Origin of the sequence: Acrocarpospora corrugata (assembly GCF_009687845.1) — a bacterium.
GTDB classification, from domain to species: Bacteria; Actinomycetota; Actinomycetes; order Streptosporangiales; family Streptosporangiaceae; genus Acrocarpospora; species Acrocarpospora corrugata.
On the sequence record NZ_BLAD01000089.1, the window covers coordinates 1 to 12,892 of the forward strand.

The 12,892-nt window shown below is 67.0% G+C and carries 14 protein-coding genes and 1 pseudogene; 7 read left to right on the forward strand and 8 right to left on the reverse strand.

Going from position 1 to position 12,892, the window contains the following annotated elements:
- The coding region (locus Acor_RS34350; protein ID WP_174876236.1) for an IPT/TIG domain-containing protein at positions 1–615 on the forward strand (615 nt) is incomplete at its 5' end.
- 279 nt (positions 616–894) lie between these two features.
- Here the strand turns inward: Acor_RS34350 and Acor_RS34355 are convergent.
- The gene (locus Acor_RS34355; RefSeq protein WP_155340943.1) at positions 895–1,218 is read right to left on the reverse strand and encodes an HORMA-1 domain-containing protein; all 324 of its coding nucleotides are present in this window, start codon (positions 1,216–1,218) and stop codon (positions 895–897) included.
- A gap of 116 nt (positions 1,219–1,334) precedes the next feature.
- Here Acor_RS34355 and Acor_RS34360 point away from each other — a divergent pair, with 116 nt between their 5' ends.
- Both Acor_RS34360 and Acor_RS34365 read left to right on the forward strand, forming a co-directional pair.
- Positions 1,335–2,294 (forward strand): DUF6444 domain-containing protein, encoded by a 960-nt coding sequence (locus Acor_RS34360; protein ID WP_155340944.1) that lies wholly within the window; start codon positions 1,335–1,337, stop codon positions 2,292–2,294.
- Positions 2,295–2,358: 64 nt separating this feature from the next.
- Positions 2,359–2,997: a hypothetical protein gene (locus Acor_RS34365; protein WP_155340945.1), complete on the forward strand. Its 639-nt coding sequence runs from the start codon at positions 2,359–2,361 to the stop codon at positions 2,995–2,997.
- Positions 2,998–3,039: 42 nt separating this feature from the next.
- On the opposite strand, the gene Acor_RS43600 is transcribed toward Acor_RS34365, so the two are convergent.
- The 3 genes from Acor_RS43600 to Acor_RS43610 are packed head-to-tail and all read right to left on the reverse strand — an operon-like array spanning position 3,040 to position 4,101.
- Positions 3,040–3,459: an integrase core domain-containing protein gene (locus Acor_RS43600; protein WP_218034653.1), complete on the reverse strand. Its 420-nt coding sequence runs from the start codon at positions 3,457–3,459 to the stop codon at positions 3,040–3,042.
- A 19-nt stretch (positions 3,460–3,478) separates the two neighbouring features.
- Positions 3,479–3,676 carry a hypothetical protein gene (locus Acor_RS43605; RefSeq protein WP_218034654.1) on the reverse strand — a complete coding sequence of 66 codons (198 nt, stop codon included), beginning with the start codon at positions 3,674–3,676 and terminating at the stop codon, positions 3,479–3,481.
- Positions 3,677–3,708: 32 nt separating this feature from the next.
- Complete coding sequence (locus Acor_RS43610) at positions 3,709–4,101, reverse strand: hypothetical protein (protein WP_218034655.1); 393 nt, start codon at positions 4,099–4,101, stop codon at positions 3,709–3,711.
- A 312-nt stretch (positions 4,102–4,413) separates the two neighbouring features.
- On the opposite strand from Acor_RS43610, the gene Acor_RS34375 reads away from it, so the two are divergent.
- Both Acor_RS34375 and Acor_RS34380 read left to right on the forward strand, forming a co-directional pair.
- Positions 4,414–5,235, forward strand: coding sequence for an SAM-dependent methyltransferase (locus Acor_RS34375; protein ID WP_155340946.1), 822 nt, complete (start codon positions 4,414–4,416; stop codon positions 5,233–5,235).
- A gap of 63 nt (positions 5,236–5,298) precedes the next feature.
- Positions 5,299–5,913: a nitroreductase family protein gene (locus tag Acor_RS34380; RefSeq protein ID WP_218034656.1), complete on the forward strand. Its 615-nt coding sequence runs from the start codon at positions 5,299–5,301 to the stop codon at positions 5,911–5,913.
- A 103-nt stretch (positions 5,914–6,016) separates the two neighbouring features.
- Here the strand turns inward: Acor_RS34380 and Acor_RS34385 are convergent, their stop codons facing one another.
- On the reverse strand, positions 6,017–6,241 hold the full coding sequence (locus Acor_RS34385; protein ID WP_155340948.1) for a hypothetical protein: 225 nt from the start codon (positions 6,239–6,241) through the stop codon (positions 6,017–6,019).
- A 101-nt stretch (positions 6,242–6,342) separates the two neighbouring features.
- Here Acor_RS34385 and Acor_RS46505 point away from each other — a divergent pair.
- Both Acor_RS46505 and Acor_RS34395 read left to right on the forward strand, forming a co-directional pair.
- A pseudogene (locus tag Acor_RS46505) lies at positions 6,343–6,587 on the forward strand (IS982 family transposase); the annotation flags it as partial.
- Positions 6,588–6,992: 405 nt separating this feature from the next.
- Entirely contained in the window at positions 6,993–7,676 is a 684-nt protein-coding gene (locus tag Acor_RS34395; protein WP_246239513.1) for a FadR/GntR family transcriptional regulator, read from the forward strand.
- 55 nt (positions 7,677–7,731) lie between these two features.
- Here the strand turns inward: Acor_RS34395 and Acor_RS34400 are convergent, their stop codons facing one another.
- The 3 genes from Acor_RS34400 to Acor_RS34410 form a co-directional block, all read right to left on the reverse strand.
- Complete coding sequence (locus tag Acor_RS34400; RefSeq protein WP_155340950.1) at positions 7,732–8,586, reverse strand: amidohydrolase family protein; 855 nt, start codon at positions 8,584–8,586, stop codon at positions 7,732–7,734.
- 80 nt (positions 8,587–8,666) lie between these two features.
- On the reverse strand, positions 8,667–11,561 hold the full coding sequence (locus Acor_RS34405; RefSeq protein WP_170317224.1) for a right-handed parallel beta-helix repeat-containing protein: 2,895 nt from the start codon (positions 11,559–11,561) through the stop codon (positions 8,667–8,669).
- A gap of 92 nt (positions 11,562–11,653) precedes the next feature.
- Positions 11,654–12,892 carry a mandelate racemase/muconate lactonizing enzyme family protein gene (locus Acor_RS34410; protein ID WP_155340952.1) on the reverse strand — a complete coding sequence of 413 codons (1,239 nt, stop codon included), beginning with the start codon at positions 12,890–12,892 and terminating at the stop codon, positions 11,654–11,656.

Here is a 12,892-nt window from a genome sequence, read left to right on the forward strand (position 1 = left end):
ACCAGCCCCCCCAGCGGCGCCAGCACCTTCACCTACATCAACCCCGAACCCACCATCACCGCCGTCAACCCGGCCACCGGCCCCGCCGCCGGCGGCACGAGCGTGACCATCACCGGTACCAACCTGACCGGCGCCGACGCGGTCGCCTTCGGCGGAACTGCCGCGGCCTCGTTCACCGTCGACTCCGACACCCAGATCACCGCCACCAGCCCCGCCACCACCGCCGCCGGAGCGGTCGACGTGAAGATCACCACCCCCAGCGGAACCAGCCCCACCAGCGGCGCCAGCACCTTCACCTACACCAAGGACACCACCGAGCTCGAAGCCCAGCCGCTGCTGTTGTCCCTCACCAGCGGCACGCTCAACATCAATCTGCATCCCTCGGCAACGCTCACCGACACCACCACGAGCCAGCCCCTCGCAGGCCAGAGCGTCTCCTTCAAGGTCGGCACCCGCACCGTCTGCACCGCCACCACCAACAGCAGCGGCGTCGCCTCCTGCTACGGGCTGGTCCCGTTGGCCACGATCCTCCTCCACCTGTCCTACACCGCGACCTTCGCCGGAACCCCCGCCCTGGAGGCCGCCACCGACAGCGCCGGACTCATCCAGAACTGACCACTGACCACCGCGCCCGCCGGTCTTCGGACCGGCGGGCCTTCCCCCGTCTACGGAGAGACGGGACCATCCGGATCTGGCGGTGCTAGGTTTGTGTCCCCCGTCGCGCGCTTGCTCGCCTTGGCCGAACAGCGCACGACCCGGGAACTGACCGCGGAGGAGAACCATCGACGCGCGTGCCGACCAGAATTACATCGCAAGGCAATGGGAGCAAACGAATCCGACCGCCCCAGGTCCCGCCCTGCTGACCAGCGGATCGGACGGGCCACCCCACTTGCCTTACATGAGGAAGTTGAACCAGCTCGCCTGACGGACATCGACCCCAGAGGGGACACCGCCAGCGCCGCCGGTGAGCGCCCCATCCGGGCCGACGGTGTAGCGCAGCGACCAGACGACTCGGCCGTCCTTCTTGAACCCGAACTGGTACTTGTCGACATATCCCCCGACGAGGAGTTCTTCGAGTTCGACCTGGTAGTCCTCAAGGCTTCCGCTACTGGGGCTGTCGTAGAGGATGGAGCTCTGCCGGAGATCGGTGGTGACCCGGCCGGCGAGGCGGCGCGCGTGGACTCGCGTGAAGGTCTCGGCGTAGGTGTAGCTGATCATGTCGCCGCCTTGAAACTGGTGCCCAGAACGTCCTGCCAAGTGACTATTCACGTCCTACCTTTGCGTATGGCTCGCTCGACGGTCTGGGCATGATCCGCTTGGTGGATGATTTTTGAGTGACATCGGCCGAGGTTGAGCAACCGTCTTACGGCGAACTCGTGGCCGCGCGGCTGGACGCGCTGGAGACGGAAAATGCCCAGCTCAAGGCAGAGAACGCGGCTTTGCGTGAGGAGAACGCCGAGCTACGGCGACAACTGGGGCGAACGTCGCGGAACTCCTCGCAGCCGCCTTCGGCCGATGGGCTGGCCAAGCCGCCGCCACGGTCGATGCGGGGCAAGAGCGGACGTCGGCCCGGCAAGCAGCCGGGGACCCAGGGGAACGCGTTGATGCAGGTCGCTGACCCGACTCGGCGGATACCTCATCTCCCGGCCGCCTGCGACGGTTGCGGCGGTGACCTGAGCGGCGCAACCCGAGCCGGAGAGCCGGTGATCCGGCAGGTCTTCGACGTTCCCGAGGTGGTCGTCGAGGTGACCGCACACGAGTTGCACGCGTTGGCCTGCGGGACCATTACCAGAGCACAGGCGCCGGCGGACCCGGCCGCCGGGGCCGATGGCTGGGCGCGGGCCCTGGTCAACCTGCTCGGCGACGGCTACCGCTGGGTGGCCGCCTGGCAGGAGAAGGGACACGACCGGCTGCCGGACTTCAAACGCGACGATCTCTCGCGGCGCTTGGACGACCTGGTGGAACGTGCGCTTGCCGCCCATCCGCCACGCGGGGCCGGCAAGCAGAGCCCGGCCCGCAACCTGGCCCTGCGGCTACGTCAGCGCAAAGACGAGGTCCTGCGGTTCGCCACGGACTTCAACGTGGCGTATTCCAACAACATCGCCGAGCGGGCCATCCGCATGATCAAAACCAAGACCAAGGTCAGCGGCGGCTTCCGCACGCTCAAAGGCGCTCAGGTCTTCCTGGCCATCCGCGGCTACATCTCCACCGTCCGCAAGAACGGCCAAAACGCTGCCCGCGCGCTTCATGACGCGCTTCTCGGCAACCCCTGGACGCCCGCTCTCATGGCATGAGGTGAATAGTCACGATGGGAGTTCTTGACGCTTCCAGCAACCGGATCCAAAGGACACCTCTCACGTGCGATTGTTTCATGCTCTGGCCAGGACTCATGCGATCTTCGATGAGGAGCACGTCATCGCCTATGCCGGGCTGGAGCCGGTGATGCGACTGGCCGAGCGCTGTGGCCTGGCCGCCCTGGTCGGCGAGCACGTGGCGATCGGCGACCGGCTCGGGGTGAACGCGCCCGAGAAGGTGGCCTCGATCGTGGCCGGGATGGCCGCGGGGGCCGCCAGCATCGCCGATCTGGACGCGCTGCGGCACGGCGACGCTGCGCCGTCAGCTGATCGCGGTCCCCGCGCGCCTGGCCCGGCACGGCCGTGCGGGCGGGAACGGGCATATCACGCTGCACCTGCCCGAGCACTGGCGCCGGCAGAGCGCCTGGCTGAACGCCTTCGACGCCGGCCCCGGGCCACCCCGCCGCCGCGTGGCCTGACCCGCCCGCAAACATCTGGTCACCGCCCAACCGACGACCTCGCCGGTCACCCTGCGCCTTCGGCGCCCCAGAGTTCCGAGCCCATGCACATGTGGACAAGCCGCGACTCGCGCGCGTCAGCCCTCCCACACCCGGAAATAGGGTCTTCAACTGCGGCGACGGGCCTCGTGGAGAAATTGGACCTGGAAATGAGCACCAGGAATTACACGGTGGATCCAGGCTGAGCTGCGGCTTCGCCATCCGAGCCGACTGGGATTATGGATCTTCTACGCGGCGTGGTGGTACTCGTTGATGATGCCGCCTAGGATTTTGTGGCGTTGGATTCGATGCTTGGTCAGATCGGCGGGCTCAGGCGGTGGGTCCGGGGGGAATTGGTCCAGTGACCGGTGCGGACGTTTCCGGTTGTAGTGGTCAACGTAGACGCGCGGCACCGCCGCGCAATGCCGCTCACCGAGAATCAGCATCCGGTCCAGGTACTCCCGGCGGGCGCTGCCCACCCATCGCTCGCAGATCGCGTTGGCCTGAGGGGAGTGGATCGGTGTGGTGATGATCTTCAGTCCTTCGTCGGTGAATACCTGGTCGAAGGCGGCGGTGAACTTGGTGTCACGATCGGGGATGAGGAAGGTCAGCGTCGCGGCCCGCTTGCCGATGTCCGTGAGGAGGTTTCTGGCCTGTTGCACGACCATGCGCCGCTCGGGTGGGCGGTCACGCCGGCAGATGGACTCGGCGGGTGGCGTGTTCGATGAAGAACAGCGCGTACAGCCGGACGCCGGACACCGTCTCGACGTGGAAGAAGTCGGTGGCGATGATGCTCTGGGCCTGGGCGGTGAGGAACTGCTTCCAGGTCGGGCCCGAGCGGCGGGGCGCGGGGCTAAGACCCGCCCGAGCCAAGATCGTCCGCACGGTGGTGGCCGAGACCCGGTGGCCCAGACCTTTCAGTTCGCCGTGGATGCGCCGGTAGCCCCAATTCGGATTCTCTCGCGCCAGCGGATCACCAGTTCGCGCACGGTGGCGGCGGTGCGCGGTCGGCCTGGCCTGCGGTGAGGATGTCTCCAGCGTCGCCGGATCAGGTCACGATGCCAGGCCAGCAGCGTCGCGGGCGTGACGAAGAAGGCGCTCCAGCGGTCCCGGGGCAGCAGGCGGGACAGCGCAGCCAGCCACATCCGATCGGCGGGCTGCAGCAGTGGACGGGCGATCTGCCGGCGCAGCACGGCGACCTCATGCCGCAACACCAGGATCTCGGCCTCCTTGGCCCCGTCTCCACGCGCAAGGAGAACCAGGCCCGCGGTGAGATGCCGGACGATCAGGTAGAGCAGGGACCACATCATGGCCGGTAACCATGACAGACCCCACCTTTGATCACCGCATAATCGCAGGTAGCAGCCCCAGGTCGAGTTTCCGCACCCCACGCGCGATCTTCTCTGACACCCCGAACTGCTGTAATAGGGATACTCGCTCTGTTTCCGGTGCGGATGTGCCAGTGTTGTCCAGAGTGGTATGAAATGGACAAGAGTGCTAGAAGTTATGATATTTGTTGATGTCGGGTGAGATTGATGAATGATTGATGACGATGCGCTTGGAAGTCCGCCGTTTGTGGTTATGATCCACAAACGGCGCCATGGTTGAGGCGTTTGTCCGGCATGTCGCGATGGGGGAATGCATTGAGAGAGGACAGCGCGCCTGTCGAGCTCAAGGTTCACATCGCGCACCCAGCCCGGATGTACGACTACTACCTGGGTGGAAAGGACAACTTCGCGGCCGATCGTAAGGCCGCGGAAGAATCGCTGCTGGCAGCTCCGGAGCTGCGGGACATCGCCCGCGAGAACCGGGCGTTCATGCAGCGTGCGGTGCGGTTCATGGTGGATGCCGGTATCCGGCAGTTCCTCGACATCGGCACCGGTCTGCCCACCCAGCGCAACGTTCACGAGGTGGCGCAGGAGGTCGCCCCGGACGCGCACGTCGTTTACGTCGACAACGACCCCATCGTGCTGGCGCACGCCAGGGCGCTGCTGGCCAGCCCCGGCCGGGGTGGGACGCGCGTCTTCACCGCCGACCTGCGCGACCCGGACGAGATCTTGTCCCGGCCCGAGGTGCAGGGCTTTCTCGACTTCCGGGAGCCTGTCGCGATCATGCTGGTGTCCGTGCTGCAGTTCATTCCGGACCGCGACCCGGAGGATCTCGTGGCGCCGCTGCGCAAGGTGATGGCCCCGGGCAGCTTCCTGGTGATCTCCCACCCCACCCAGGATTTCCGGTCGGAGCAGGTGCTTCAGGTCGCCGCCACGTATGTGCGGGCGAACGCGCCTGCCGTACCCCGGCGGAAAGCGGAGATCGAGGCGCTGTTCGGGGATTTCGAGCCGGTGGAGCCAGGTCTGGTGCAGACGCCGCTATGGCGGCCGGACCATCCGTTCATCGGCGAACTCAACCGTATCTGGATGTACGGCGGAGTAGCCCAGAAGAAGTAAAAATCCCGCCCGCTGCTATTTTTCGGGCCACCCAAAAGGCGTGTCATGGATGTCATAGAGGCAATGACGACAACGGGAACGTGCCGCTATTTCCGCGGCGATCCCGTACCGGAAAAGGTGCTGCTGACCGCGTTCGACGCGGCCCGCTTCGCGCCCCAGGGCGGCAACCGGCAGCCGGTGCGCTGGGTGGTGGTGACCGATGCCGCCATGAAACGGCAGCTCAAGGAGTGGTATCTGGAGCCGTGGAAGGCATACCTCGGCGCGGTCGGGGCCGGTGACATCGCCGTGGGCGCGCTACCCAAGGTCGTCGCCGACGCCGACCACTTCGCCGAGCACCTCGACGAGGCCCCCGCCATCGTGGTCTGCTGCGCCCAGCTCGACGGCCTGCACCCGACCGACACCGAACTCGGGCGGCTGAGCGTGGTGGGCGGCGCGTCGATCTACCCGACCGCCCAGAACTTCTGCCTCGCGCTGCGCTCCCACGGCGTCGCCAGCGCGATCACGACCCTGCTGTGCCACTACGAGCCGCAGGTCAAGGAGCTGCTCGGCATTCCGGACGGGGTCATCACGGCCGCCCACATCGCGGTTGGATACCCGGCCGAGCCGTTCCCGACGCGGCTGTCCAGAATTCCGGTCGAGGAGATCGCCTTCTCCAACGCGTACGGGAATCCGCTCTGACGAAACTTGGGCCTCAGCACAGCGCGGCAGCGAACTGTAGCTGGGCAGGCAAGATCAGCGGCTCGGACGTGATGCCGTGTCCGGCCGCTGGCCTGCGGGGTTATCAGCCTGCCGGTTCCTTCGGGTGCGTGAGATCGGCAACGCCGGTGGGGTCTGGACCAGGCGAGATCAAGGTGACCCGGTATCCCAGGTGTTCCAGGGTCTTCTGGTAGCGCTCGGCCAGATGCTGGCCACGCCGGGCCTCACGCCGGTCGTGGAGGTCGCCGCCGTCCTGGCGATAGTCCTCCTCCTGCCTGGACATGACCGCCCAGGCGATGCGCAGGATCACGCGGGTTGCGGCCAGGGTGTCGTAGGCCTAGACGAGTGATTCCAAGGGCTGAGGTTCGCTGATCGCCTGCGGGAACGCGAGAGGGTGTCCAAGGTCGATGTGTGACGAAAGACCTGAACACCCTCGCTACGGCACTGTACGTGAAGATCCATGACGAGTTGGGGAGCTCTCCGGACCTCGGGCGCCGGCGGCCGGTTGTGGGATCGTGCCGATGTTGAGCGATGCTGAACTGGTCACTCTCGCGGTGATGTCGACGCTGCTGGGTTACATCTCCGAGCGGCGTTGGCTGCGGTACGCCCGTGTCGAACTGGCCGGCATGTTCCCGTATCTGCCGTTGCAGCCCGGCTAGCGGCTTCGCAGCGCGGCGAAGGCGGTCGTGACGGCCAGATACGTCAGGCGAAGGAGCACGAACGGTCATCCTGCCGCCCTCGGCTTTCTTCGACGGGCGGAACCGGCAAGCCAGGTGACCTGCGTGGACGACATTTTCGGCAGGCGCAGAGTCCCCGGGTGTGGGTGATCGGGAGGGCCGAGTGCTCACCCGTTAGAAAAATGGGATCCTTCCTTCAACTACGACTCAATACGTAACTCGTATGACGTCTTATGTCAATGAAGTGGTTTACACTGGCCGCAACCCGCCAATCGCGCCGGGTCATCTGGAGGGGACATGACGGCATCTCAAGAAGCGCTCGCGCGCAGTACACCGTCCCCGGCCTGGACGAAGCGGCCCGCCAACCTGGCCCAGGCGCTAACCGTGGAACTGGTCGAGCGCATCGTCCGCGGTGTCCACCCCCCGGGCACCCCGCTGCCTCCGGAGCCCGCGCTGTGCGAGACCTTCTCGGTCAGCCGGACGGTGGTCCGTGAAGCCGTGAAAATCCTGCAGGAGAAAGGGCTGGTGCAGATTCGGCAGGGCAGCGGCACCATCGTCACCTCGCCCACCACGTGGAACATGCTGGACGAGCTCGTTCTCGGAGCGACCATCGCGCAAGACGACGGCGTGGAGGTCCTGGACGATCTGGTCGTCACCAGACGCCTGCTGGAATCCGACATGGCGCACATGGCGGCTCGTCTGGGCACGACGGCGACCGTCGAACGTCTGCGCATGCTGGTCGATCAGATGGACGAACTGGTGGGCGATCCCGTCACGTACGCCGATCATGATCGCGCATTTCACGACACGATCATGCAGGCGTCCGGGAACCGCATCGCGCGGGCAGTGGTGCGATCGCTGGAGAGTCAGGTGGTCAACACCGCGCGTTATATGGGCCGCACGGAGCGAGCACTGTGCGTGGCCTCGAATCTCGGCCACCGGCGTGTGTACGAACGCATCGCCGACCGCGACCCCCATGGTGCCGCCCAGGCGATGTTCACCCACATCACGGAGGCTTGGCTCGTCCGGCGCAGCGGCCCCAGCGAACCCGTACGGCTGCAGCGGTAAGGCGGTGACAGTGCGCGATTTCGATCGCCATCGCGCCCGTCAACCAGCCTGGCCTTCACTCCGTCAGGCGGTAGATCCGTGTCGCTGTGCCGCCGAAGACCGCCTCGTGCTCGGCCGGCGTCAGCCCGGCGCCGGCGAGCAGCGTCCTTGCCGTCTCGCTCCATGCGGGCAGGGAGCCGGCGAGAAGGCATACGGGCCAGTCGGAGCCGAACATGAGACGTTCGGGGCCGAATGCGTCAAGCGCGACCTCCACGTACGGCCGCAGGACGGCCGCGTCCCACTTCGTCCAGACGGCTTCGGTGATGATGCCGGAGAGCTTGGCGGTCACGTTGGGCTCCGCGGCGAGTTGCCGTATCAGAGCGGCCCACGGTTGCATCTTTCCGGAGGAGATCGGCGGTTTGGCCAAGTGGTCGAGGACGAAGCCCAGTTCGGGCAGGGCACGTACGGTCTCGATCGCGGTGGGCAGGTGATGAGGCAGCACGAGCAGGTCATAGGTGAGTCCGGCCGCCGCCACATGGCGCAGCCCCGCGCGAACCTCCTCTCGGGCGAGCCAGCGGGGGTCGGGCTCGCCCTGCACCAGGTGGCGGATCCCCCGCAAGAACTCGCCGCCCGGCGAGCCGCTCAGCGCGCCGAGTTCCTCGGGAAGATCGGGCCGGGTCAGGTCAGCCCACCCCACCACCGCCGCGACGGTATCCGACCGGGCAGCCAGCGCGAGGAACTCACGCGTTTCCTGGGCATCGGCCAGAACCTGCACGAGAACGGAGCCGCTGATCTGCGCCCGCGCCGCAGTCGCGGCGTAGTCGGACACGGTGAAGTCCCGATGAAGGGGTGCCATCTCGGGAGGCGTGAGCCATGGCTGGGGCCGGCTGGACAGGTCCCAGAGATGGTGGTGGGCGTCGATGTTCGTCATAGGGCGTCAAGAGCCTCTCGTGCCGGAGTCCTCACGGGCTGGAGCCGGCCCTCGTCGGGCGGGCCGCGTGCGTGCTCGCGTCAGGTGACGCTGAAATCGCTGAAACTGAACTGTCCGGTCACGCCGGCCGCGTGGGATGTGGCTATCAACCCCGCGTCCTGCCTGCCGGTGATGCCGGGCAGGGTCACGGTCGCGCCGATCTTGGCCCAGGTGGTGCCGTTCGTGGAGTGGAAACCGCTGATCTGGGCGCCGGAGCGGACCAGGCGGACCCAGGCCGGCGGCCTCACCCCTGAGACGCCGCTGAAGGAGTCGAGGTATCCGTTGCCGTTGGAGTCCCATTGGAAGGCGACGCCGTTGCCGGGTGTGACGACGACGACGGCGTAGCCGGGCGAGGAACCGGCGCCGGTGACATCGTTGCGCAGGACCACGCCGGCCTTGGCCCACGCGTTGGTGTTGTCCATCTGGGTGACGCGGGCGGTGACGGTGGCCGAGGTTCCGGCGGCGTCGTCCTGGTACAGGGCGCCGTACTGGTCGAACGACCCGCCGGCGTCCTGCCAGATGTCGGCCCCCGAGGTCAGGATGGCGTACTGGTTGCCGGCCTCGGCGAACTGGCTGGGCACCGAGCCGTGCCCCTGCAGAGACGTCAGGGGATTGAGCGCCGTCAGCGTGAGCGATCGGGTCACGGTGAAGTCGGCTTGGTCGGCCCGTACGCGCACGGACGCCCGCACCGGCGCGCGGCTGACGGGAGCCGAGAACGATCCGGGCGCTGTGATCTTCCATGTTTCCGTGGCCGATACGCCGGAGTCGATTCCATATCTCATCGGCTTGCCGACGCGTACGGCCTGCCAGCCGTCGGGGACGGTGACGACGACCTCCAGCTCCGCGGCCCGGCGATCGCTCAGGTTCTCCACCGTGGCCGTCACGGTGGTCGACTCGCCGGCTCGCATGGTCGGCGGATCCGCGGTGAGGGAGACGCCGATGGGTACCCGCCGCGGGTCGGGGATCGTCCGGTACTCCCCGACGGGACCGGCGTTGTAGACCACACGACTCGCCTCGATGGGGAGGTTGCCATCGATGACGGTGACGTTCCCGCGTGTGAGGTTGCCGCGGCTGCCGTTGACCAGGCCGGTGATGGCGGGGTTTGTCGTGTAGTTCTCGATCAGCGTGAGATCGCCGGTGTGGTTGCCGTTCTGGTTGTTGGCGTGCGCCCACTGCGCCGCGGTTCCGACGAAGACGTTGTGGCTCGCGCTCACGTATCGGGAGCCTTCGTCGAAGTAGAGGCCCAGCTGTCCGCTGTTCTCGCAGTAGTTCTGGTCAATGGTGCTTCGCGGCATCGCCGAGAGGGTGTAGATGCAGCTGGCGTCGAACATCGTCTGAACGACGTTGCGGACATGGTTGCCCACGACGCGGACATCGCTCAGGGTCGTCGGCGTGTCGTAGATCGGCTGGAAATCGTAGAGGCCGCGATTGAGGTACTCGGGGCTCCCGCCGGGATCATTGGCCCCCCAGCCGTAGCCGAGTCCGATGCCGGTATAGGGCATGTCCGCGACATAGTTGTGCTCGATGGTCAGCCGCGTGACATAGCTGGCGAAGATCCCGTCCTGGTCCAGGTATTCCAGGGCGTTCGAGTGGATGCGGTTGTTGCTGATCACGATGTCGCTGTTGATCATCCGGGGGTCGGATGGGTGGTGCGCGCCCGGCCGCACGCCGCCGACCATGATGCCGCCGCCGGCGTTCGCCGTGAACGTGCTGCCTATGACCGAAACCTTCTGCGCGCCCAGTCCCACGCCGGTGGCGTGGGCGTTGGCGTCGTTGCCGATGCCGAGCGCGACCGAACCGAGATTGACGAACGTGCTGCCGGCGAAAGTGATGTCCTGCGCCGCCGACACCTGAATCGCCGCGGCCACCTGCGCCCAGCCGTTGCGAGAGCCCTCGAAGCCCTGACAACCGAACGCGCAGGAGGTGAACGCGTCGGCCGGTCGGTGCGGCTGAACGCCGCTGATGAACACGCCGGTCTGCTGGTTGGCGTACCCGTCGGAGGTGCTGGGGTGCAGCCAGGTCGAGCCGGTGAAGGTCAGGTTCTCGAATCTGAGATCGCGGGCGGGAGAGTCGTAGGTACCGCCGATCTGGACCAGCGACTCCAGCCGCGGCAGTTCCACCCGGGTACGTGTGATGTCCTGCCCCGGTAGCGGTTTGTAGTAGAGCACCCCTGCTGTGGCGTCCAGATACCACTCGCCGGGCTCGTTGAGGAAGCTCTTGGAATTGAGCAGGAAGAACGTCGGGGTACGCAACGGCGCCTGGATGGAGTCGTAGCCGTAGGTGTTGTTGTTCCACGCCGGCTGCTGCATCACGACCGTCGAGCCGGAGATGCTCTCCACCGGCGCGAACCGATTGGTGAAGGACAGCATCGCCTGGAAGTCGATGCGCCTATGGTCGGTTAAGTCGGCAAGATAGGCGAGGTTGGGGTTGTTGATGGTGAAGCCGGTCGCGTTCAGCGTGATGTCGCTGCGCGCCACCCTGATCCGCGCGCGCTGTGCGGGTTTGTCGTCGACGTAGAGCTGGCGGCTGTCGAACCCGGTACCGACGTCGGCCTTGTAGATGCCGGTGGCGGCATCGTCGAGTTCCCAGCCGGTGACCGGGAAGGCGCCGCTGATAACGGGTTTGGCGTCGCGTGCCGCCGTCCAGGTCACGGTGTGGCCGTCGCGGCCGGAGTCGGCGGCCTCGAACCGCAGCGGCGCGGTGAGCCGGTGAGTCCCGTCCAAGAGCTGGACGACGACGTCACGGTCTCCTTGAGCCATGGCGGCGCGGACCCGGCGCTGCGCCTCTTGCAGGGTGGCCAGCGGCTCGTTCCTTCTGCCGGGGCCGTTGTCATCGGCGTTCTCCGCTCCGGTGGGAGCGACCACGATCGTCTGGCTCGCCGCGGCGGCGGGGGCTGGCACGGTGAACGCTCTGGCGATGAGTCCGAGGGTGATCACTAGGAGGGAGGGAGTCGCGGTCCGACGTCTTCGCGGCATGGGGGAGGGACGCACGTTGATTCCTTTCTTCCGGCCTGGAGGTGTGTGGACGCTCAGCGTCGAACAGCGGGATCCATCTGGTTGTTCGGCTGCGCGGGCCCATGACCGAGGGAGTTGAGCTGGTGCTGGCGGGCGGTGTGACCGTGGTCCGCCGGCGCCAGCAGTTGGCGGCCGGCATGGTCGGGCCGGACGGCGGGGCTGTCGGCGGTGCGGGTGCCGGGCCGCCGGGTCAGTTCCCCGATCGTGGCCTCATCGACGGTGAGGCCGATTCCTGGTGTGTCGCCGAGGATGAAGGCGCCGTCTTCGACGCGCAGATCGACCGCCATTCCGGTCGGCGGTTCCAAGTCCTGCAGCTCGCTGGCGATGTGGTTCGGCACCGACGTCGCCGCGTGCAGCAGGGCGACCGGCGTGGTGCCGATGGGGCTGACCGGCAGGTCGTGGGCGTGGGCCAGGGCCGACACGCGCAGGAAGTGAGTGACTCCCCACACGGCGGCCGTCTGCACGATGTCGACGGCGCCGGCGGACAGCAGCGGACGGTACTGTTCGAGCCCGGTGAGGTTCTCGCCGGTGGCCACCGCCGCGCGGATCCCGCTGCCGACGACGGCCAAGCCCTCGGCGTCCCAGCGCCGCACGGGCTCTTCGATCCAGGTCAGATCCAGGGTGCGCTCAAGTTCGCGGATGTGCCGGACCGCCTGCTTGCGCGACCAGGCTTCGTTCACGTCGAGCATCAGGCTCGGCCGGGCCCCCTGCCCGGCCCGGGTCAGCACCTCCTTGACCAGGGTGAGACGGCGCCGATCCTGTTCGATGTCCAGGCCGCCCTTGAGCTTCGCCGCACGCAGGCCGTACTGCGCGTAGACCTCGTACAGCGACACCAGTTCGTCGTCGCTCAGGCCGATGTCCAGTCCGGACGCGTAGGCGGGTACGCGCCTGTCACGACCGCCGAGCAGACGCCACAGCGGTTCGCCGGCCGCTTTGGCCTTGATGTCCCACAGGGCGGTGTCAAGCGCTCCGATGGTTCCGAACACGAGGCCGGCATGACCTGCCTTGAATGTTTGCCGGAGCATCCGGTCATACAGCGCCGTCACCCCGCGCGGATCCTCACCCTCCAGCGCGGTGAAGATGGCGTCGATTTCCGCGTGCGGCCCGATGCCGACCCCCGTGATGCCCTCGTCTGTCTCCACCAGGACGAGCGGCACTGAGACGACGCCGTCGGAATAGAGGCCGTTGGCATCGCCGACGGGGCGGCCCCACTCCTGGATCGTCGTCAACGTGCGATACCCCGAGATCCGCAT